General features: G+C 67.8%; 20 protein-coding genes. 10 read left to right on the forward strand and 10 right to left on the reverse strand.

The annotated features are described in order from the left end of the window. Nucleotides 1–287: 287 nt before the first annotated feature. A complete protein-coding gene (locus tag ACYP33_RS11170; protein ID WP_459621636.1) occupies nt 288–2,321 on the reverse strand; it encodes a 2,4-dienoyl-CoA reductase FMN-binding domain-containing protein in 2,034 nt (677 codons plus the stop codon). Nucleotides 2,322–2,425: 104 nt separating this feature from the next. On the opposite strand from ACYP33_RS11170, the gene ACYP33_RS11175 reads away from it, so the two are divergent. Both ACYP33_RS11175 and ACYP33_RS11180 read left to right on the forward strand, forming a co-directional pair. Next, nucleotides 2,426–3,463 (forward strand): AraC family transcriptional regulator, encoded by a 1,038-nt coding sequence (locus ACYP33_RS11175; RefSeq protein WP_459621638.1) that lies wholly within the window; start codon nt 2,426–2,428, stop codon nt 3,461–3,463. Between the two features lie 379 nt (nt 3,464–3,842). After that, complete coding sequence (locus ACYP33_RS11180; protein WP_414446892.1) at nt 3,843–4,031, forward strand: hypothetical protein; 189 nt, start codon at nt 3,843–3,845, stop codon at nt 4,029–4,031. Between the two features lie 72 nt (nt 4,032–4,103). Here ACYP33_RS11180 and ACYP33_RS11185 read toward each other — a convergent pair whose 3' ends face one another. From ACYP33_RS11185 to ACYP33_RS11205, 5 genes are all read right to left on the reverse strand, one after another. Then, the gene (locus tag ACYP33_RS11185) at nt 4,104–5,252 is read right to left on the reverse strand and encodes an osmoprotectant ABC transporter ATP-binding protein OsmV (RefSeq protein WP_459621641.1); all 1,149 of its coding nucleotides are present in this window, start codon (nt 5,250–5,252) and stop codon (nt 4,104–4,106) included. Next, nucleotides 5,249–5,902 carry an ABC transporter permease gene (locus ACYP33_RS11190; RefSeq protein WP_414446890.1) on the reverse strand — a complete coding sequence of 218 codons (654 nt, stop codon included), beginning with the start codon at nt 5,900–5,902 and terminating at the stop codon, nt 5,249–5,251. Before ACYP33_RS11190 ends, ACYP33_RS11185 begins: the two co-directional genes overlap by 4 nt. Before the next feature lie 13 nt (nt 5,903–5,915). Then, nucleotides 5,916–6,785, reverse strand: a complete 870-nt coding sequence (locus tag ACYP33_RS11195; RefSeq protein ID WP_459621929.1) for a glycine betaine ABC transporter substrate-binding protein — start codon at nt 6,783–6,785, stop codon at nt 5,916–5,918. A gap of 131 nt (nt 6,786–6,916) precedes the next feature. Further along, nucleotides 6,917–7,633: an ABC transporter permease gene (locus ACYP33_RS11200; RefSeq protein WP_414446889.1), complete on the reverse strand. Its 717-nt coding sequence runs from the start codon at nt 7,631–7,633 to the stop codon at nt 6,917–6,919. A 763-nt stretch (nt 7,634–8,396) separates the two neighbouring features. Beyond that, complete coding sequence (locus tag ACYP33_RS11205) at nt 8,397–9,926, reverse strand: amino acid permease (protein WP_459621644.1); 1,530 nt, start codon at nt 9,924–9,926, stop codon at nt 8,397–8,399. A gap of 202 nt (nt 9,927–10,128) precedes the next feature. Here ACYP33_RS11205 and ACYP33_RS11210 point away from each other — a divergent pair, with 202 nt between their 5' ends. From ACYP33_RS11210 to fnr, 3 genes are all read left to right on the forward strand, one after another. Further along, the gene (locus tag ACYP33_RS11210) at nt 10,129–10,761 is read left to right on the forward strand and encodes a helix-turn-helix transcriptional regulator (protein ID WP_414439942.1); all 633 of its coding nucleotides are present in this window, start codon (nt 10,129–10,131) and stop codon (nt 10,759–10,761) included. A 138-nt stretch (nt 10,762–10,899) separates the two neighbouring features. Further along, nucleotides 10,900–11,316: a response regulator transcription factor gene (locus ACYP33_RS11215; RefSeq protein WP_414446887.1), complete on the forward strand. Its 417-nt coding sequence runs from the start codon at nt 10,900–10,902 to the stop codon at nt 11,314–11,316. 4 nt (nt 11,317–11,320) lie between these two features. Continuing rightward, entirely contained in the window at nt 11,321–12,067 is a 747-nt protein-coding gene (gene fnr, locus ACYP33_RS11220; protein ID WP_414449155.1) for a fumarate/nitrate reduction transcriptional regulator Fnr, read from the forward strand. Here the strand turns inward: fnr and ACYP33_RS11225 are convergent. From ACYP33_RS11225 to ACYP33_RS11235, 3 genes are all read right to left on the reverse strand, one after another. Then, nucleotides 12,030–12,488, reverse strand: coding sequence for a cytidine deaminase (locus ACYP33_RS11225; protein WP_459621645.1), 459 nt, complete (start codon nt 12,486–12,488; stop codon nt 12,030–12,032). The two genes, fnr and ACYP33_RS11225, sit on opposite strands and share 38 nt — an antisense overlap. A gap of 95 nt (nt 12,489–12,583) precedes the next feature. After that, nucleotides 12,584–14,758: a pyridoxamine 5'-phosphate oxidase family protein gene (locus tag ACYP33_RS11230; RefSeq protein WP_459621647.1), complete on the reverse strand. Its 2,175-nt coding sequence runs from the start codon at nt 14,756–14,758 to the stop codon at nt 12,584–12,586. 36 nt (nt 14,759–14,794) lie between these two features. Beyond that, on the reverse strand, nt 14,795–15,430 hold the full coding sequence (locus ACYP33_RS11235) for a glutathione S-transferase family protein (RefSeq protein WP_414439947.1): 636 nt from the start codon (nt 15,428–15,430) through the stop codon (nt 14,795–14,797). A gap of 148 nt (nt 15,431–15,578) precedes the next feature. Between ACYP33_RS11235 and ACYP33_RS11240 the strand changes: the two genes are divergently transcribed. Next, nucleotides 15,579–16,478 carry a LysR family transcriptional regulator gene (locus ACYP33_RS11240; RefSeq protein ID WP_459621650.1) on the forward strand — a complete coding sequence of 300 codons (900 nt, stop codon included), beginning with the start codon at nt 15,579–15,581 and terminating at the stop codon, nt 16,476–16,478. Between the two features lie 11 nt (nt 16,479–16,489). Here ACYP33_RS11240 and ACYP33_RS11245 read toward each other — a convergent pair whose 3' ends face one another. Beyond that, nucleotides 16,490–17,233, reverse strand: coding sequence for a TetR/AcrR family transcriptional regulator (locus ACYP33_RS11245; protein ID WP_459621652.1), 744 nt, complete (start codon nt 17,231–17,233; stop codon nt 16,490–16,492). A 101-nt stretch (nt 17,234–17,334) separates the two neighbouring features. Between ACYP33_RS11245 and ACYP33_RS11250 the strand changes: the two genes are divergently transcribed. The 4 genes from ACYP33_RS11250 to ACYP33_RS11265 all read left to right on the forward strand — a co-directional run bounded on the left by ACYP33_RS11250 (nt 17,335) and on the right by ACYP33_RS11265 (nt 21,363). Further along, nucleotides 17,335–18,243, forward strand: coding sequence for an SDR family NAD(P)-dependent oxidoreductase (locus ACYP33_RS11250; RefSeq protein WP_459621654.1), 909 nt, complete (start codon nt 17,335–17,337; stop codon nt 18,241–18,243). Next, nucleotides 18,240–19,841: a flavin-containing monooxygenase gene (locus ACYP33_RS11255; RefSeq protein ID WP_459621656.1), complete on the forward strand. Its 1,602-nt coding sequence runs from the start codon at nt 18,240–18,242 to the stop codon at nt 19,839–19,841. The genes ACYP33_RS11250 and ACYP33_RS11255 overlap by 4 nt, the downstream gene beginning before the upstream one ends. Before the next feature lie 15 nt (nt 19,842–19,856). Continuing rightward, nucleotides 19,857–20,852: an alpha/beta fold hydrolase gene (locus ACYP33_RS11260; RefSeq protein ID WP_459621658.1), complete on the forward strand. Its 996-nt coding sequence runs from the start codon at nt 19,857–19,859 to the stop codon at nt 20,850–20,852. Nucleotides 20,853–20,949: 97 nt separating this feature from the next. Further along, the gene (locus tag ACYP33_RS11265) at nt 20,950–21,363 is read left to right on the forward strand and encodes a hypothetical protein (protein ID WP_414439953.1); all 414 of its coding nucleotides are present in this window, start codon (nt 20,950–20,952) and stop codon (nt 21,361–21,363) included. The last annotated feature ends 28 nt before the right edge of the window (nt 21,364–21,391 follow it).

The raw sequence follows: 21,391 nt of genomic DNA on the forward strand, positions 1-21,391 counted from the left end.
TGAGCATACCCGACGACGTACGATCGGCCAACCTGCATCAAAGAGGGGCTTGACAAATTGAAATTTGCTTCAATTTGGTGATTCAAGCACAAAAATGAATCGCTGCAGCGCCCCGCCAAACCTTTCAAATATCTTTCATTTTTACTTACCAATTGCTTTCATTTTTGAGAAAACGACGGGCATGCACCCCTGATTGATCGAAATGAAAATGAAAGCTTTTCGGCCTGATTTGTCAGCGGCTCGGGCAGCATAACGCCGTTCTCGCGGCACGGTCCACCCCCGGCACATCACAGCCGGGCGGCCAACCGTGCGCCCTGATCGATCGCGCGTTTCGCATCGAGTTCGGCGGCCACGTCCGCCCCGCCGATCAGGTGCACCGTCACCCCGGCTTCCGTCAGTGCGGCTTGCAGGTCGCGGCGCGGCTCCTGCCCGGCGCACAGCACGATGGTGTCGGCTTCGATCAGCGTCGGGCGCTCGCGCTTTTCGCCAAACGTGACGTGAAGGCCCCGCGCGTCGATCCGCTCGTAGTTGACGCCGCCGATCATTTCGACCGCCTTCATCTTCAACGTGGCGCGGTGAATCCAGCCGGTGGTCTTGCCCAGGCCCTTGCCGAGCGGTGCGGGCTTGCGCTGCAGCAGCGTCACGCGGCGCGCGGCCGGCGCCACGGTGGCCGGCCCTACCCCGCCGCGCGCCACGGCCGGGTCGGTCACGCCCCACTCGGCTCGCCAGGCGGCCGGGGCGAGCGCCGTCGACACGCCCTCGTGCACCAGGAACTCGGCGACGTCGAAGCCGATCCCGCCCGCCCCGACCACCGCCACGCGCCCCCCCACCGGCTTGCCGCCGGCCAGCACGTCCACGTAACTCAGCACGTTCGGGCCGTCGCCGCCCGGAATGCGCGGGTCGCGCGGGCTCACGCCGGTTGCCAGCACCACCTCGTCGTAGCCGCCCGCAATCAGGTCGGCCGCCCCGACGCGCCGCGACAGATGCAGTTCCACACCGGTCAGCTCGATCTGCCGCCCGAAATAGCGCAGCGCCTCGTGGAACTCCTCCTTGCCCGGCACCCGCTTGGCCAGATTGAACTGGCCACCGATCTCCGCCGCGGCCTCGAACAGCGCCACCCGATGGCCGCGCTGCGCCAGCAAGGTGGCGCAGGCCAGCCCGGCCGGCCCCGCGCCCACCACCGCGATGTGCTTCGGGCGAACAGTCGGGCGATAGTCGAGCAGCGTTTCGTGGCATGCGCGCGGATTGACGAGGCAGGACGCGATCCGGTTCTTGAACGCGTGATCGAGGCAGGCCTGATTGCAGCCGATGCAGACGTTGATCTCGTCGGCGCGGCCGCTCGCGGCTTTCGCGACGAACTCGGGGTCGGCCAGGAAAGGGCGCGCCATCGACACCATGTCGGCGCAGCCGTCGGCCAGCAGTTGTTCGGCCACTTCGGGCCGATTGATGCGGTTGGTCGTCACCAGCGGAATGCCGACCTCCCCTTTCATCTTCTGCGTGACCCAGCCGAACGCACCGCGCGGCACCGAGGTGGCGATGGTCGGCACGCGCGCCTCGTGCCAGCCGATGCCGGTGTTGATCAGCGTCGCGCCGGCCCGCTCGACGGCCTTCGCCAGTTGCACCGTTTCGGCCCAGTCGCTGCCGTCGGGGATCAGATCGAGCATCGACAATCGGTAGATCAGGATGAAATCCGGACCGACCGCCTCGCGCGTGCGCTCGACGATTTCGACCGGAAAGCGCATGCGGTTCTCGTAACTTCCGCCCCAGGCATCGTCGCGGTGGTTCGTATGGCGCGAGATGAATTGATTGATCAGGTAACCCTCGGAACCCATGATCTCCACGCCGTCGTAGCCGGCCTCGCGCGCGAGCACCGCGCAGCGCACGAAGGCGCGGATCTGCCGCTCGACGCCGGCCGCCGACAGCGCGCGTGGCGTGAACGGCGAAATCGGCGATTTGATCCGCGAGGGCGCGACGACCAGCGGGTGATAGCCATAGCGGCCGGTATGGAGGATCTGCAGCGCGATCTTGCCGCCTTCGGCCTGCACCGCGCGCGGAATCGCGCGATGCCGCCGCGCCGCGCCGGTACTGGCCAGCGTGCCGCCGAACGGCTTGGTCCAGCCGGCCAGGTTGGGTGCAAAGCCGCCCGTCACGATCAGGCCCACGCCACCGCGCGCGCGTTCGGCGAAATAGTCGGCCAGGCGCGGCAGCGTCTTGCCGCTGTCCTCCAGGCCGGTGTGCATCGAGCCCATCAGGACGCGGTTGCGCAAGGTGGTGAAGCCGAGATCGAGCGGGGCGAGCAGGTGCGGGAACGGAGTCGTCATGATGGCGGGGGCGCTTGGAATGCCCTCGATCCTAGGCGGCATGCGGCTTGAGCGTGAGGGGCCAAACAGCCATAATGCTTGTCATTTGTGGCCAAATCGACTCAATGACACGCGCTCCGTCCAAGGACAGCCTGGGCTTGCGGCGGCCGACCATCCCGGTCGCCTACCCGCGCCTGCTGCTGCAGGTATTCGCCGAGCGCGGCCTCGAAGCCGACGCGGTACGGGCCGGCACCGGCCTGCGCGACGCCGTGCTGGCGCAGCCCGATGCACGCGTCGCGCCGTCGCAATGGGCGCGGCTCGTGCTGAACGCGATCCGGCTGACCGGCGACGAAGGGCTGGGCTTCGAGCTTGGCGCGCGGCTGCGCCCGTCGGCGCACGGCTTTCTCGGCTACGCGACGATGACGGCGCCCGACCTGCGCACCGCGTTCGCGGTCAACGCGCGCTACTTCCGCACCCGCAACCGGCAATACACGCTCGCCTATGCCGAACAGGGCGACGGCGCGACGCTGACGCTGTCCGGCGTGCAGGCCAGCCCGGTGCTGCGCCATCACACGATGTTCGAATTCGTGCTGACCGGCCTCGCCCAGAGCCTGCCGCTGCTGACGGGCCGCGGTGCGGCGCCGCTCGAATTGCGCTTCGCGTGGCCCGAACCACCGTGGTTCGCCCGCTATCGCGACCGGCTGCCGCCGGTGCGCTTCGATTGCGACGCCTGCGCGCTGTGGGTCGCCCGCGAGGCGCTCGATTGGCCGCTCGCGATCGCCGACGAGGTCGCGCACCGGCAAGCGCTTGCGCAGGTCGAGCGCGAATACGCGGCGGTGCGGCAGGACGAAGGGGACTGGGTGGAGCGCGTGCGTGCCGAGCTGGTGGCCGATGCCGATGGTTACCCCGGCCCGGATGCGCTCGCACGGCGGCTGCTGGTTTCCACGCGCACGCTGCGCCGACGGTTGGACGAAGCCGGCGCCGGCTACCGCGAGCTGCTCGACGAAGCGCGCTACCGCGACGCGCGGCAACTGCTGCACGCCTCCGACCTCGATTTGAAGACGATCGCCGAGCGCCTGCAATTCAGCGACCCGGCCAACTTCACGCGGGCGTTTCGCAAGTGGGCCGGCATCACGCCGAGCGCGTACCGGCGCGAGCGCTGACCCGCCTCGCGCGCTTACTCCGGCGGCATAAAAAAACGCCGCCCGAAGGCGGCGCCAATACGATGCACTACGGGGATAGTGCGTCGTCATGTCAACAACACGGAGATGCCAAGCGCAACAAAAAACCGTCACGTGACAGGCGTTAGTGTCCGGGATCGCACGCGTGCGCGCCATGCGAAAAATCCGATTTTTAGATGAGGAGCTTTCGCGATGCTTCGAGCGCGACGCTCGCCGCCCCCAACAAAAAGCCAACGCCAGGCACAGATTCGGAATCGTCCAATTGCCTGGCACCCGGCGCTTGCCGAAAATCTGACGCTGTCTGTATTCCACTGCGCCCCTCGGCGTGCCCCTCCCCCCGCATTTCCAAGGCCCGAAACCGATGCCCAGCTCTCACGACCGCCCGCCCCGGGACAGCGCCCGCCGCACCTGGAATCAGGCACCTGGCTGGGTCGACTGGAATCCCTCGCGCGACGTGCCGAACTGGACCGGCGGCCGCGTCACGCTCGACGGCCGCTTCAGCGCCGACGAACTGCTCGCGATCCTCGCGCTGGCCCGCCACGCACAATAAACAACCCGCATGAAAAACGCCCCGCTCGACAGCGGGGCGTTTTTCATTGCTTGCCGCCGCGCCAGGCAAGCGTCAAGCGCGCGCAGTCGCCGGCTGGCCCGTTTGCTGACGCGAGCGGCCAGAGCTCAGATAATCGGCGATCGAATCCTGCGTGACCTCGCCCACGTACGCGCCGTCCGGGTCGAGCACCGGCATCCACGACGACCGGAACTGATACATCTTCGACAGCACGATCCGCAGGTTTTCCTCACCCGACACGGTCGCCGGGAATGCCACGAGGCGCTCGCCACACGTACCGGCCGCGCCGCGCGCCGTGCGCCGCGCCACGAAGCCGAGCGCGCGCTGCGCATCGTCGACCACGGTCAGATAGCGGCTGTCGTTCTCGTCCATGATCGTGAACGCGTCGGCCAGCGAGGTATCCGGGCGCGCGGTGGGCGGCTGCGTGGCCGCATCGCCGGCCTTCACCAGCAGCAGGCGCTTGAGCGTGCTGTCGGCGCCGACGAACTGGCCCACGAACTCGTCCTTCGGATGCGCAAGCAGCGTGTCCGGGTGCGCGTACTGCACGAGCTGGCCGCGCCGGAACACGGCCACCCGATCGCCGAGCTTGATGGCCTCGTCGATATCGTGGCTGACCATGATCACGGTCTTCTTCAATTGCCGCTGCATCTGGAAGAACTCGTTCTGGATCGATTCGCGGTTGATCGGATCGACTGCACCGAACGGCTCGTCCATCAGCAGCACCGGCGGATCGGCGGCCAGCGCGCGCACCACGCCGATCCGTTGTTGCTGGCCGCCCGACAGCTCGCGCGGATAGCGCTTCAGGTAAAGCTTCGGATCGAGCGCGACCATCGACATCAATTCGGTCGCGCGCTCGCGGCAGCGCTTCTTGTCCCAGCCGAGCAGGCGCGGCACGACCGTGATGTTCTCCTCGATCGTCATGTTCGGGAACAGCCCGATCTGCTGGATCACGTAGCCGATCTGGCGGCGCAGATCCACTTCGTTGAGCCCGGTGGTGTCCTCGCCGTTGATCAGCACGCGGCCCGAGGTGGGCGCGATCAGGCGGTTGATCATCTTCAGCGTGGTGGTCTTGCCGCAACCGGACGGCCCGAGGAACACGCAGATTTCGCCTTCCGGCACGGTCAGGCTCACGGAATCGACGGCACGCACCGGCTGGCCGCCCTTCTGCGAGAAGGTCTTCGTCAGTTGGTCGAGTTCGATCATGTTTTCTGCACTCCCTTCGGTGTCAATGCGCGCTGCAGCCATTGCAGCAGCAAGTCCGCGACGATCGCGAGCACGCTGACCAGCACCGCGCCCACCAGCAGCTTCATCATGCTGCTCTGTCCGATCGCCCGGACGATCAAGGTTCCCAGGCCGCCCGCGCCGATCACGGCGGCAATCGTCATCACGCCGATGTTCATCACCACGGCGGTTCGCACGCCGCCGAGAATCACCGGCACGGCCAGCGGCAAATCCACCAGCCGCAGCCGCTGCCACGAGGTCATCCCGATGCCGATGCCGGCCTCCTTGATGCCCGCGTCGACGTTCTTCAGCGCAAGGTAGGTATTGCGCATGATCGGCAGCAGCGAATAAAGAAACACGGCGGTGATCGCCGGCACCGCGCCGATGCCCTGGCCGAAGCGCGAGAACACCGGAATCATCAGCCCGAACAGCGCGATCGACGGCAGCGTCAGGATCACGGTGGCCACGCCCAGCAGCGGCGCGGCCAGCCATTCGTGGCGGTTGATCACGATGCCGAGCGGCACGCCGGCCAGGATCGCGCAGCCCACCGCGATGCCCACCAGGTAAATATGCTGCAAGGTCAGTTGAATCAGCTCCGGCCAGTTGGCAGCCAGATAAGCTTGAAGCGTCATGGTCGCCTCCGGATCACGGTAAGGGATGCGTGTGCAGGAAGTCGGTCGCGACCTGTTGCACCGACACCCCATCGATATCGACACGCTTGTTCATTTCCAGCATCACGTCGCTGTCGAGTGCCGCCGACAGCGCGTTCAACTGCGCGGCCAGCTTCGGATTGCGCTGGAGCACGGACTCGCGCACCACCGGGGTGGCGTTGTACGGCGGGAAGAAATGCAGATCGTCTTCCAGCGGCACGATGCCGAAGCCCTTCACGCGGCCGTCGGTGGTGTAGACGAGGCCGATCGTCAACTGGTTGTTGTGGAGCGCCGTGTACACGAGGCCCGAATCCATCTGCTTGGTTTCGGAGCGGCTGAAATGCAGGTGGTAGGCGGCTTCCAGCGGCACCAGGCCGTCGGGGCGGTTGGCGAACTCGGCATCCATTCCGAACGTGTGGCGCGTGCCCTTCGGGTCGCCGGCCAGCTTCGCGGCGAGTTGCGAGATGGTTCGGATACCGGTCTTTTTCGCGGTCTCGGCCGACAGCGCCAGCGCGTAGGTATTGTTCAACGGCGACGCGTTGAGCCACACCAGGCCGCGCGGCGCATCCAGCGCCTTGACGCGTCGATAGGTTTCATCGGGCGAGAGCTTCTCCTTGATCTTGTCGTAGACCGCGGCGGCCGTGCCCGTGTAATCCCACATCACGTCGATCTGGCCGTTCTCGAGCGCGCTGCGCAGCAGCACCGAGCCGAGGCCGGTACGCGTCTCGATCGTGTAGCCACGCGAGCGCAGATACTGCGTGGTGATCTCGGCCAGCACGTATTGCTCGGTGAAGTTCTTGCCGCCGACGTTCAGCGTCTGCGCATGGGCCGGTGTGCCGACCAGCGTGCCGAGCGGCGCCAGCATGGCGATCGCCACGAACTTGCGAGCCGAGGCGAAACGCGCGGCGGTGCCCGCGCGTCGCGCCGGGAGAATCGATGCGGACTGCGTAGCAAGCGCGAGACTGCGCAACAGCGTGCGAATGCGTATCAGAAAGCTCATGCCGCACCTCCGTTACGCGCGATCACATGCCGGCTGCCGGCCGCGACGATGCCATCGAGCAGCAGCGCGAGCACGGCGGTGGACGCCGCCCCGAGCAGCAGCATCTGCTGGTTGTCGAGATAGATGCCCGGGAAGATCAGCGTGCCGAGGCTGTCGGCGCCGATCAGGTAGGCGAGCGGCGCGGTGCCGACGTTGATCGCGAGCGCCGTGCGCACGCCGCCGACGATGATCGGCAGCGCATTCGGCAGCTCGACGCGCATCAGCGATTGCCACGGCGTCATGCCGAGGCCGCGCGCCGCCTCGCGCAACGAGGCCGGCACGTTGCGCATGCCTTCGTAGGCGTTGCGCGTGATCGGCAGCAGCGACGCGAAGAACAGCGCGATGATCGCGGGCACGTCGCCGATGCCGAAGATGCCGAGCGCGATCGCCAGCACCGCCAGCGACGGCACGGTATTGCCGATGTTGAACACCTGCATGAAGCGTTCGGCCTGGCGCGCCAGCGCCGGGCGGCTCAACGTCACGCCGGCAGGAATGCCGACGAGAATCGCGAGCGCCATCGAGTAGCCCACGAGCATCAAATGCCGGCCCGTGTAGTACACGAGATCGCCCGAGTGCTGCCGCCAGGTATCGATGCCGATCGCGTTGGCGATCCAGCCGATCAAGGCGACGGCGATTAACAGGCTGCCCGCCAAACGGACAGTGCGTCGAGTCATGAGATACGCCTCCTTTTCGAAACGGCGCACGCGAATGGCCGCGCGCCGCGAGCACGCCAAAAGGCGTCGCGAATGGAAGGTACGGATCCCGGTCATGCCGGGATCGAACCGACAAAAACGGCATCGGAGCCGGACGGCGCAAACCGTTAGGCATCCTGCGTGAACGCAACCGCGTTCGTTAGATTGTCATGTTCAGCACGGATAGCGCGCGTGCGCTGCCCAGGCCAAAGGCACCATCTTGCGATGGCAGGGATGCGGCCGCACGAACGTGCCGGCACCGCAGGAGCAGGACGCTCCGATCGATGGGAAGGATGAACCGACTTTCACACTTGCTGCGATCGTGCACTTATCGGTGTGCAACGCGCTGTGAAAGTCGAATACCTGGAACGCAGTATAAGGGCAATTTCGAGAGAGCGTCTACCCTTCGGGGTCCGATCCCGTAGGATCGGCACCGTCGCGAAGCGGCGTGCGCAACGGGCTTGCGGTGCTCGATCGCGCCGAAATGAATAATGAGGATAGCCAACCAAATTGCCTGAAATGCCTTCAGTGGCAAGGCATTCGGGATTGTCCCTGGTGCTCGGGAGGGGCGGGCCTCGCAGCAGGCACGCCGCAGTGCGTTACGCGCGAAAACAGCGGCAAACGACGGGGGAAAAATTTCGCGATGCGAAGCGGCAACACGCGAAAAAATCGCCAAAACCACGGCTTGGCCGCATGCTGCAAGGCCGCGACCCAGCCGGGAACGCGCATTGCTTCTGCATCGGATTCAGATATTTTCGGCCGGATCGTTGCGCAGCGCTTCGCGACGCGCGCCGCCATCGAGCCAGGGCGCGATCTCCATGTCCTCGTAGCGCACCAGGCGGCTCTTGCGCAGCAGCCGGTAGCCGAGCCAGATCGCCAGGAACAGCGGAATGCCGACATAGGTGGCGATCACGCCGACCCAGTCGATCCGGCTCGACAGGAAGGCCTGATAGTCCTGGCCGAGCGCGATCACGATGCACAGCACAAACGCGAAGATCGGCCCGTAGGGGAACAGCTTCGAACGATACGGCAACTGCCCGGGCGCGAAGCCCTGCTTCTCGAAGCCCTTGCGGAAGCGATAGTGGCTGACGGCGATGCCGAGCCACGCGATGAAACCCGTCATGCCCGAGGTGTTGAGCAGCCACAGGTACACGGTCTTGTCGCCGAACAGCGAGGAGAGAAAACACAGCGCGCCCACCGCCGTGGTGGCATACAGCGCGTTGCGCGGCACGCCGCCCTTCGACAGCTTCGCGAACACACGCGGCGCGCGGCCCTCGGTGGCGAGGTTGTAGAGCATCCGCGTCGACGCATACATGCCCGAGTTGCCGGCCGACAGCACGGCGGTCAGGATCACCGCGTTCATCACGCCGGCCGCGAACACCAGGCCCGCGTGACGGAACACCAGCGTGAACGGGCTCACGCCCACGTCGGTCACGTCGCTCTTGAGCAGGCTCGGGTCGGTGTACGGCACCAGCATGCCGATCACGAAGATCGCGAACACGTAGAACAGCAGGATGCGCCAGAACACCTGACGCACCGCGCGCGGAATGGTGGTGCGCGGGTTCTCCGATTCGCCGGCCGCGATGCCGATCAGCTCGGTGCCCTGAAACGAGAAGCCGGCGATCATCGCCACCCCCATCATCGCCGGCAAGCCGCCCGCGAACGGCGCGTCGCCGATCGCGAAGTTGGCCCAGGCCGGCGACGGGCCGCCCGTCAGGATGCCGAAGATCATCAGCAGGCCGGTGGCGATGAACGCCAGCACCGTGACCACCTTGATCAGCGCGAACCAGTATTCGGCCTCGCCGAAGCCGCGCACGGTCATCACGTTGAGCAGGAACATCAGGCCGAGGAACAGCGCGCTCCACCAGATGCCGGGCACCTGCGGGAACCAGTAATGCATGACGAGCTGCGCGGCCACCAGTTCCACCGCGATGGTCACCGCCCAGTTGTACCAATAGTTCCAGCCGAGCGCGAAACCGAAGCCCTCGTCCACGTATTTGGCACCATAGGTGGCGAACGAACCCGACACCGGCATGAAGGCGGCCATCTCGCCGAGGCTCATCATCAGGCAGTAAACCATCACGCCGATCAGCAGATAGGCGAGCATCGCGCCGCCGGGGCCGGCCTGCGAGATCGACGCACCGGACGCGACGAACAGGCCGGTGCCGATCGAGCCGCCGATCGCGATCATCGTGAGGTGGCGCGCCTTGAGGCTGCGCTTGAGCTGGGGGGTGGACGCGGAGGGAGACGTGGAGTGCGGTGCGGGTAATGACATATCGAACTGGCAAGGGGCAGGCGGGCGGCGCCCCGCTTGGCCGGCCGCAGCCGCCCGGATGGGGCGGCCGGGCCGCCGGCAGGCGCCGGCGCGGCTCGCGCGCGGCTCGGATTCTACCCGAATCGGGATGCTTGCCGCCCTGCCTTGCCGCCGCGCCCCGCGTGGTTACAATACTCGTCAAATCCCGGATAAAACGTCCAATATGACCCAGAAGTCCTCCCCGTCCGAACAGGCGTCGCTGATCGAGCAGATCAACACGATCGCGCAGGGGCTTGGCGAGATGTTCGCGCCGTTCACCGAAGTGGTCGTCCATGACCTGCGCACGCCCGAGAATTCGATCGTCGCGATCCACAACAATCTGTCGGGACGCGCGGTCGGCGATCCGACCACCGAGCTGGGCCTCGCGCGCATCGCCAACGACGATTACCCGTCGGTGCTGGCGAACTACGCGAACCGGTTCGCCGACGGCCGCACGGCCAAGAGCACCTCGATCGGCATCAAGGACACCCAAGGCCATTACGTCGCCGCGCTGTGCCTGAACGTCGACGTCACGCTGTTCCGCGGCATCCAGGGCGTGCTGAACCAGTTCTGCCAGACCGGCGCCGACCCGGTTGGCGAAACGCTCGACCCGGCCAATGCCGACGCGATCCGCGAGCGGATCGACCGTTTCGCGATGACGCTCGCCACCACGCCGCGCTCGCTGAAGACCGAGCAGCGTCGCGCGCTGATGCAGGTGCTGAAGGAAGACGGCTACCTGGAAGTGCGGCGCGCGATGGAGATCATCGCGCAGCACCTGGGCGTGTCGAGGGCGACCGTCTATAACGACGCAAAATGAGCCTCGGCCGGGCGCGTCGCCGCATCGTTATGATTTTGTAAGACTGTAGGAATCTGCCTACATCTTTAAGCGAATCACCTACCCCACTTTCGTCTGACGCCGATTTCACCGGCTCCCCCGGCTCGGCATACTCGTCAGATGGATTCCAATCTCCTCCGCGTATATGTCGTCGAGCCGGCCGTTGCGATCCGCAAGCGGATCGCCGCCCTGCTCGAACCGTTGGCCGGCGTCGCCGTCGTCGGCGAATCGGAAGATCACGCGGTGGCGTTTGCCGGGATCGTCTCGAGCCATGCTCACGTCGCCGTCATCGAGCTGCGCCTGCCGTCCGGCAGCGGGCTCGAACTGCTCGGCACGCTCGCGCGTTTCGCGCCGCACGTCGTCACGGTCATCCTCACCAATCTGTCCGGCCCCGCCTTTCGGGCCGCGAGCCAGAAAGCCGGCGCCCATTACTTCTTCGACAAAACCACCGAGTTCGAGCTGGCCTGTCGCACCATCGACACGCTCGCCCACGCGCGCCGCCGCCAACCTCTTCGCCGAGCCAACTATGCTGACTGATACGATGCCCGCTACGAACGCTCATGAGCCGCCCACGGCGTCCGTCCAGTTCGATGCGCCGAAGCAGCCGGGCGCACGGTGCTCGAGTTGCGCGACCCGCAACGTCTGCATGCCTGCGACGTTCACGAATGCCGAATACCGGCGGCTCGACGCCATGATCTGCACCACGCGCCACGTCAAGCGCGGCGATGCGCTGTTCCGCGCACACGATCCGTTCACGAGCCTCTATGCGGTGCGCACCGGTTCGTTCAAAACCCTCGTCGTGCATCGCGATGGCCGCGAGCAGGTCACCGGCTTCCAGATCACCGGCGATACGCTCGGCCTCGACGGCGTCAGCGAAAGCGAGCATCACTGCAACGCGATCGCGCTCGAAGACAGCACCGTCTGCGTGATTCCATTTGCCCAGCTGGAAGCCGCCTGCCGCGAAATGCGGCTGCTTCAGCAGCATGTGTATCAGATGATGAGCGGCGAGATCGTCCGCGAATCGCGCGTCATGATGCTGCTCGGCACGATGACGGCCGAACAGCGTGTGGCGTCGTTCCTGCTCAATCTGTCGGCACGCTTCAAGGCACGCGGCTATTCGGCGGCCGAATTCAATCTGCGCATGACACGTGAGGAAATCGGCTGCTATCTCGGCATGACGCTCGAAACGGTCAGCCGCATGTTGTCGAAGTTTCAGCGCAACGGCCTGATCGATTCGCGCGGCCGGCAAATCACGATTCACGACGCGCAAGGGCTGGTGCAGGTCTGACGTCCGCCTCGGTGCGTTGCGCGGCGCCTCTCAGAGCGAGAACGCCCCGGGGCAACAGCGCTTGCGCCGTCGTCTGCCGCACATCGCCGCGCAAGTTCGCCAGCACCACCGGCAACGCCGGCCCACCCAGCTCCATCATCACCTGCCGACAGGCGCCGCACGGCGCGATCGGCCCTTCCGTCTCCCCCACTACCGCCAGCGCCGTGAAATCGCCGGGCCGGCAACCGGCCGCGATCGCCGCGAACAACGCCGTGCGTTCGGCACAATTGCACAGCCCATACGCGGCGTTCTCCACATTGCAGCCATGAAAGATCCGGCCGTCGTGCGTGGCCAGCGCCGCGCCGACGCGGAACCGCGAGTAAGGCGCGTAGGCGTGCTCGCGCGCCTGCGTGGCCGCGTCGATCAAGGTTTGGGGGTCCATCTTGATTGCCTCTCGTGTCGGGCACGGCGGGGCTTGCCGTGCCCCGCATCGTAACGGCTGCGATACACGAACGCACGTCGTCCGGCAACGGCACGCTAGAGGTCGAGCACCACGCGCACCGGCGCATCGCCGGCCGCGCAGGCCGGCCGGGCCACGCAGGCGAGCGCTTCGCCCGGCCCGACGTCGGCGTCGGGTGGCTGCGGGTAGCACACGCCGCCTTCGAGCACGCGCACCGTGCAGGTACCGCATGCGCCGACCCGGCAACTCGACAACGCGTCGATGCCGCGCGCCTCGGCCAGTTCGAGCAGGGAACCGTCCGACGGCGACCAGTCCGCCGTCACACCGCTGCGGCGGAATTCGACGACAGCCGACGAGGCCGATGCCGCTTCGGCTGCCGGCACGTCAGCCGCGACCGCAGCATCCGGCGTGCGGGCGCGCCGCGGCACGCTCGACGGCCCGAACGCCTCGTAATGAATTCGCGCCTCGGGCACTTCGAGCGCGCGCAGGCCTTCGACCATCTCGGTCATGAACGCCGACGGGCCGCAAATATGGAAATCGTAGGTATCGAACGGCAGCAAGCGGCGCAGCGCATCAATGCCGAGGCGGCCGGCATGATGGCCATCGCCACCGGCCGGCGCGGGCTGACTGTCGAACAGATGCACGGTCAAGGTCGGATCGCGGCGCGCACAATCGGCCAGTTCGTCGACAAACGGCCGGTCCGCCGCATGGCGCGCGCCGTGAAAGAACACCACGCGCGGCGCAACGGGCCCTTGCGACGCCGCCGCGCGTTCGCGCAGCATCGCGAGCATCGGCGTGATGCCGATCCCGGCCGACAGCATCACAACCGGCCGCGCGCCGGCGCGATCGAGCCGGAAAGTGCCGCCCGGCCCGCGCGCCTCGATCCGGCTGCCCATCTGCAACATCTCGTGAAGCCGCGACGAGCCGGCGCCATCGCGTTTCACGCTGATGCGCCAGGTCGGGCCGCCTGCCGCGTCGGACAGCGTGTAGCTGCGCACCAGCGGCGCAGCCTCGCCCGGCATCGGGATGCGCAGCGTCAGGTGCTGGCCGCCGTCGTGGCGCGGCAGCGGCGCGCCGTCGGCGCGTTCGAAATGGAACGAGCGGATGCCGGGGGCCTCGTCGCGCGTCGCGACGACGCGCAGGGTGAACCAGGCGGTTGCCTGGGTTGCCTGGGCCGCGGCGGCCGCCCGCGTCGACACATCGACCGCACCCGCTTCCGACTTGGCCGGCGCGGCAACCCGCGCCACCGCAGCGCTAGCGAACTGCGGCGCCAACTCTGCCTCCGACCACCGGAACGGCAACGCCGCCTCGCTGCGCCGCACCTCGCGCAACCGGTAGCGCACGAGCCGCTGCGCGCCCTCGAACGCGGCCAGATCCGGCCCATCCCAGACGATCTCCGCCTCCGCCGCCACATAGAGCAAGTCGCCGCGCGCGAAATCGACGAACAGCAACCCGGCGCGCGGATTCGACACGAAATTGCCGAGCGTGTTGAAGAATCGGTTGCCCGCGTAATCGGGCACGGTCAGCGTGCGTTCGTCGTCGACGCGAACGAAGCCCGGCGGCCCGCCGCGATGCGAGACATCGACGCCGCGCGCCACCCGCGCATCGGCGTCGAGATTGGCGCTGGCCACGAAGAACGTATCGGCCCGCGCGATCAGCTCGCGCTCGGCCTCGCCGAGCACCTCGGCACGGCGCAGCGGCGGCGCGCGATGCGGCAGTTCGACCGGTTCGGGTGTGCGGCGCTGGATGTACTTCGGGCAATTGCCGAAACTTTGCGTGACGGCAATCGACATGGCCGTGCCGTCGAGCGAGGCGACCGTGCCGTTGACGCGATTGCGCCGCCGCGTCGGCAGCTCGATGCCGAGCCCGCCGAACGGCGCGCCCGGCTGCCACGCGTCGGCCAGCGGGTCGTCGCGCAACGCGCCGCCCTGCAGGCGCAGCGTCCGCGCATCGGGCGAATCGACGAAACCCGGCTCGCCCGCGCGCAAGGTGGCCCAAGGCTGACCATCGCGATCGACGCCGCCCACCACGAACCACGGCAATTGCGCGTAGAAGGTCCGGTGTTGATCGGGCATGAACGCACGAATGCCGACCCGTCCCGCCGCATCGGCGAACTCGTCCACCCCGGCCTGCCGCTGCACGGCCAGCTCGCCGGCATGAAACGGCGAGCCGTCCGGTGAACCGGCGGCCTCGCGTCGCGCGTCGGCGGTTTCAGCCGGCGTACGTTCGATCGTGCTGGTGGCATCGCTCATCGCACTGGCTCCCGGTCAATGAACCCGACGCGCGGCTCAGGCCAGCGCCGGCGACTTGCGCATGCCGACGAAACCCGGCAGCGCCTCGACGCGTTCGAGCCAGGCGCGCACGTTCGGATACGGCGCGAGCGACACGCCGCCTTCCGGTGCGTGGGCGATATACGAATAGCCGGCCACGTCCGCGATGGTGCGCGTCTCGCCGAGCGCGAAGCGCCGGCCGGCCAGTTCCTTGTCGAGCGTGACCAGCAGCTTCTCGGCGGTCCCGACGGCTTTGGCGTGATCGAACGGCGCGTTGAACAGTGTCGCCAGCCGCGCGGCGCACGGGCCGTACATGATCGGCCCCGACGCGAGCGCGAGCCAGTGCTGCACGGCGGCCGCGCCGGCCGGGTCGTCCGGCAGCCACGACGCGTCGCCGTAGCGCTTGGCCAGATAGACGAGGATCGCGGTGGAATCGGCCAGCACGACATCGCCATCGACGATCACCGGCACCTGCGCGAACGGGTTCAGCGCGAGAAACGCGGCCGAATGCTGTTCGCCCTCGGCCAGATTGACGTCGATCAGCTCGTGCGGCAGGTCGAGCAGCGACAGCATCAACTGGGCGCGATGGGCGTGGCCCGAAAGCGGTGCGCGGTACAAGCGGATCGGGGCGGCGGGGCGAGCGGCGGACGACATGACAACTCCATGGGATAGACGATTCGGTTCGTGGGTAGCGGTGGGCTGAACCTCCCCTGCGACGTGTAGCGACAGACTAAGCCGGCTGCGTCGTTCATGAAAGATGGATAATCAGCGAAATACAATCCATCAAGACTGGACAATCACCGTGATCGACATCCGCAACGTGAATCTGAACCGGCTGGCGGTGTTCGCGGCCGTGGTCGAAACCGGCTCGTTGACGGCCGCCGCCACGCGGCTCGGCATCGCCAAGACGATGGTCAGCACGCACATGCAGCGGCTGGAGGCCGAAACCGGGGCGAACCTGCTGGTGCGCACCACGCGGCGGCTCAGCGTGACCGAGGCCGGGCGCACGCTCTACGAGGCGACGCGCGAGATCCTCGGCACGGCCGAAGCCGCGTTCAGCGCGATCGCGGGCGACGCCGGGCCGCTGCGCGGCGGCCTGCGCGTCAGCGCGCCGATCGATTACGGCGCGCTGGTGGTGGCGCCGGCGCTGGTCGCGCTGAACCACACGCATCCCGAGCTCGATATCGAATTGATTTGTGAAGACCGGCTCGTCGATCTGGTGGCGGAGCGCATCGACCTGGCCGTGCGGCTAGGCAAGCTGTCCGATTCGAATCATCGCGCGGTGCGGATCGGTGGCTTCGAGCGCTGGATGGTGGCGAGCCCCGCCGCGATCGCCCGCTTCGGGCTGCCCCGGGAACCGGCCGCGCTGCTCGACTGGCCATATGCGACGCTATCCTCGATGCAGCGGCTCGAACTGCCGCTGCAGCACGACGACGGCACGCGCATGCGGCTGCGCTGCCGGCGGCGCTTCGCCTCGAACTCGACGCCGGCCGTGCGCGCCGCGCTGCTGGCCGGCTGCGGCTTCGGCACCGCCACCAGCTTCGCGGTGGAACACGACGTGGCGACCGGCGCGCTGGTGCGGCTGCTGCCCGACTGGTCGCTGCCGAAGGCCGATATTCATACGATCTACCCGTCCACGCATCATCCGTCGGCGAAGGTGCGCGCGGTGATCGAGGTGCTGAAGACACGGCTCGGCGGGTGAAACGGCGCGCCTCAGTTGCCGGCCGGTTCCGCCTCCTTGCCCGCGCCGCCATCCGCGCCATCAATCGGGCCGCCAACCTGGCCGCCCTGCGTTCCCCCCTCCGCTCCGCGATCCGCATCGAACATCGCCAGCGTGCCGAGCAGCACGCGGCGGCAGTTGCGCACCATCCGCTCCTCGGGATCGCGATAGCCGGTCAGCAGCCACGACGCACCGGCGTTGGTCATCGCGCCCACCAGCGCGAGGCCGGTCAGCCGTGCATCGGCGCGCTGCTCGGGGTCGTCGGGATCGGTCACGCGCGCGACCGCGACGATCTGCCGGCCGAATTCGAGCAGGTTGCGCTGGTACGTGATGTCGGTTTCGGCGCTGACGCCCATCACTTCGAGCAACAGCACGCGCGCCGCGCAGGTGTCGCGCAGGAACGCGAAGAACGCGCGCAAGCCGGCGTCGACGCGCGCCTCCAGCCCGTCACCGGCCGCGTCGAGCGCCGCCGCCACCGCCTCGCGCAAGCGCACCGCGTGATGCTGATAGGTGGCCTGCAACAAGGCGTCGGTGCCGTCGAAGGCCGCGTAGAAGTAGCGGTCGTTGAGCTTCGCCTCCTGGCAGATCGCGCGCACCGTGGTCTTGCGAAAGCCGAGCGTGCCGAACAGGCGCGTGCCGGCCCCGATCAGCGCGTCGCGCCGCTCGGCGGCTCGCGCCTCGGGCGCCACGCCGCCATACGGGCGGCCCTTCCGGCCGGTTTCGAGGGGTTTCTCCATTCCGTTATTTGACATCATTCACTGTCATCATTAAATTGGTGACGCTCAACACCACATTTAAGCCGCGATTCGGCAGGGCGGCAAGCCCCGGGAGGCAAGCGATGAAGGATTTTTCGAACAAGGTTGCCGCGATCACCGGGGCCGGCTCGGGCATGGGGCGCAGCCTCGCCGTGGAGCTTGCCCGACGCGGCTGCCATCTCGCCCTGAGCGACATCAATGAAATCGGCCTTGCACAGACGGTGGCGCTTTGCCATGCGCACGGCGTGCGCGTGACCTCGCAACGGCTCGACGTGGCCTCGCGCGAGGCCGTGTTCGCCTGGGCCAAGGCGGCGCGCGACGCGCATGGCCGCGTCAACCTGGTATTCAACAACGCCGGGGTATCGCTGGCCGCGCCGGCCGAAAGCGTCTCGATCCAGGATTTCGAATGGATCATGGGCATCAACTTCTGGGGCGTGGTGCACGGCACCCAGGCCTTCCTGCCGTACCTGCACGAATCGGGCGACGGCCACGTGATCAACACTTCCAGCCTGTTCGGGCTGATCGCGATGCCGACGCAAAGCACCTACAACGCCAGCAAGTTCGCGGTGCGCGGTTTCACCGAGGCGCTGCGCATGGAACTGGAGCTGGAGCGCGCGCCGGTCAGCGCGACCTGCGTGCATCCGGGCGGCGTGGCCACCAATATCGTCAACGCGTCGCGCGTCGATGAACGCATCCACGCGCTGACCGGGCAGGACCCCGACACGCACCGCCGCGCCTCCAACAAGCTGATTACCGCCACCACGGCCGACGCGGCCGCGCAGCAGATCCTGGCCGGCGTGGAGCGCAACGCGCGGCGCGTGCTGGTGGGTGCCGACGCGCGCCGCCTCGACCGCCTGTCACGGCTGTTCGGCTCGGCCTATCAGGGCTTCGTACTGCGTTTCGTGCGTAAATCGCGGGATCGCAATCTGCAGCGCCACGGCGCGGGCCGCACCGGCGCCGCCTCGTCCAACACCACCAGGGATGCCGCATGAACACCACCACCGGCTGGCAGCCGTCCGCGACGGCCCACGAGAACGCGCCCCCCGCGTCGCGCACCGCGAGCGGCGGCGAGGCACCGGCGTCGCAGCGCACCGATTTCGATGTGCTGATCATCGGCGCCGGGCTGTCCGGCGTGGGCGCGGCGTGGCACCTGCGCGAGCGCTGCCCGTGGGCCAGCTACGCGATCCTCGAAAGCCGCGACGCCATCGGCGGCACCTGGGACCTGTTCCGCTACCCCGGCGTGCGCTCGGATTCCGACATGTTCACGCTCGGCTACAGCTTCCGCCCGTGGCACAGCGACAACGCCATCTCCGACGGCGCGACCATCCTCGACTACATCCGCGACACGGCGCGCGAATCGGGCATCGACCGCTCGATCCGCTACCGCCACCGCGTGACGAGTGCGAACTGGGACTCGGCGGCGGCGCGCTGGCTGGTGGACGTGACACGCACCGACGGCGACCACACCGAAACGCTGCGCTTCACCTGCCGCTTCCTCTACATGTGCAGCGGCTATTACGACTACGAGAACGGCCACGCGCCGAGCTGGCCCGAGATGGACAGCTATCGCGGCCGCATCGTCCATCCGCAGCACTGGCCGCAGGATCTCGATTACGCCGGCAAGCGCGTGGTGGTGATCGGCAGCGGCGCGACCGCCGTGACGCTGGTGCCGTCGATGGCGCAGCAGGCCGCGCACGTGACGATGCTGCAGCGCTCGCCGACCTACATCGTGTCGATGCCGGCGCGCGACAAGCTCGCGATGCGCCTGCGCCGCTGGCTGCCGGCCGGCCTCGCGCACCGGCTGGTGCGCGCCAAGAACGTGATGCTCGCGATGTACGTGTATCGCGTGGCGCGCAAGCGCCCGGACGCCGCCAAGCGCTTCATCCTGCGCGCGGCCCAGCGCCAGTTGAACCCCGGCTTCGATATCGGCAAGCATCTGACGCCGCGCTACAACCCGTGGGACCAGCGCCTCTGCCTGGTGCCCAACGGCGATCTGTTCAAGGCGCTGCGCGGCGGCAGCGCGTCGATCGTCACCGACGAGATCGACCGCTTCACGCCGAACGGCCTGCGACTGAAAAGCGGCGAGACGCTCGACGCCGACGTGATCGTCACGGCCACCGGCCTCAAGGTGCGCATGCTCGGCGGCGCGACCGTGAGCGTGGACGGCCGTCCGGTGGAGTTCGGCGAGGCCGTCTCGTACAAGGGCATGATGGCCAGCGGCGTGCCGAACCTCGCAACCTCGTTCGGCTACACCAATGCATCGTGGACGCTGAAAGCCGAGCTGATCGCGCAGTACGTGTGCCGGCTGCTCAACCACATGCGCGAGAAGGGCTACGACAGTTGCACGCCGACGCTCGACGCCGCCGCGATGTCGCTCGGCCCGGCGGTCGACCTCAGTTCCGGCTATATTCAGCGGGCCGCCGCGCTGCTGCCGCGCCAAGGCGCGCGCAACCCGTGGAAATCGCATCAGAATTACGCCCGCGACCTCGCGCTGCTGCGCTTCGGTTCGCTGACCGACAGCGCGATGCATTTCTCGCGCCGGCCGGCCGAGCCGGCCACCGGCCACGCCGCTTCCGAATCCGTCCGATAAGAAAAGGGGATTGCCGTGATTGCCGAACTGATTGCCATCGTCGTCGCCGTGTTCGCGGTGCTCTGCGTGTTCACGCTGTTCACCGCGAGCCAGGTGCGGCGCCGCTTCCCGCCCGAAGGCCAATTCATCGATATCGACGGCGACCGCCTGCATTACGTCGATTACGGCAGCGGCCCGCCGATCGTGCTGGTGCACGGCCTGTGCGGCCAGTTGCGCAACTTCGCCTACCTCGACCTGCCGCGCATGGCCCAGTCGAACCGCGTGATCCTCGTCGATCGCGCCGGCTCGGGCCGCTCGACGCGCGGGCCGGCCTCGCAGGCCAACGTGTATGCGCAGGCGCGCACCGTCGCGCGCTTCATCGAGACGCTCGGCCTCGACAAGCCGCTGCTGGTCGGCCATTCGCTCGGCGGCGCGATCTCGCTGGCGGTGGCGCTCGATCACCCCGATGCGATCAGCCGCATCGCGCTGATCGCCCCGCTCACGCACACCGAAACCACGCCGCCGCCCGCGTTCAAGGGCCTGGCGCTTCGGCCGGCCCCGCTGCGCCGCTTCGTGTCGCTGACGATGGGCATCCCGGTGATGATCCTGCAAAGCCGCAAGGCGATCGACGCGATCTTCACGCCGGAGCCGGTGCCGCGCGACTTCCCGATCAAGGGCGGCGGGCTGATGGGGCTGCGCCCGGACGCGTTCTACGCCGCGTCGTCCGACTTGGTGGCCGCGCCCGAGGATCTGCCCGACATGGAGCGCCGCTATCCAACGCTCGGCGTGCCGGTCGGCGTGCTGTACGGCCGCAACGACGGCATCCTCAACTACCGCAAGCACGGCGAAGGCCTCAAGCAGAAGCTCGACAGCGTCGCGCTGACGCTGGTGGACGGCGGCCACATGCTGCCCGTCACGCAAGCGGCGGCCACCACCGACTGGATCCTCGGCGAAGCCGCGCAAGCCGCGCAAGCCGCGACTGACGCGCCGGACCTGTCGCAGCCCGCGGTGCGCGCTGCTACCGGGCGCTAGCCGCTCCCGCGCGGCGCCGGCCGGCCCCGGCCCGGCCACGCCGCGCGCGCGATCCGATTACAATCGCGCACTTCGATCCAGAACCGGGACCCGCACCATGAAGCATCTGATCGCATCGGCCCTTGCATCAGCCCTTGTATCGGCCTGCGCCTTGTTCGGCACGGCCGCGCTGGCCGACACCGCCGCAAGCGGCGCCGCGGCCGAACCCTGCGCGATCGGCACCGCCAACGGCGTGGCCGGCACGCCGGCCAGCCTGCGCGAATACCTGAAGCTGCCCCAGAGCGACCAGTTCCGCTACCTGATGACGAACCAGATCACCTGCAAGATTTCCGACGAAGGCCGCGCCTCGGGCTGCGCCGGGCTGACCAGCCTGCGGCACGACCGCGTCAGCGTCTACGACGACAGCGACAGCGCCGTCACCACCGTGGTGGCGCGCGTCGATCTCGATCAGGGCACCTATCCGATCATGATCGACGTGCCGAAGGCCAACCTGAAGTGCGAAACACACTGAGGCACTGATCGGCGGACGGGCGCTGCCC

The sequence above is a fragment of the Burkholderia sp. 3C genome, assembly GCF_054589155.1.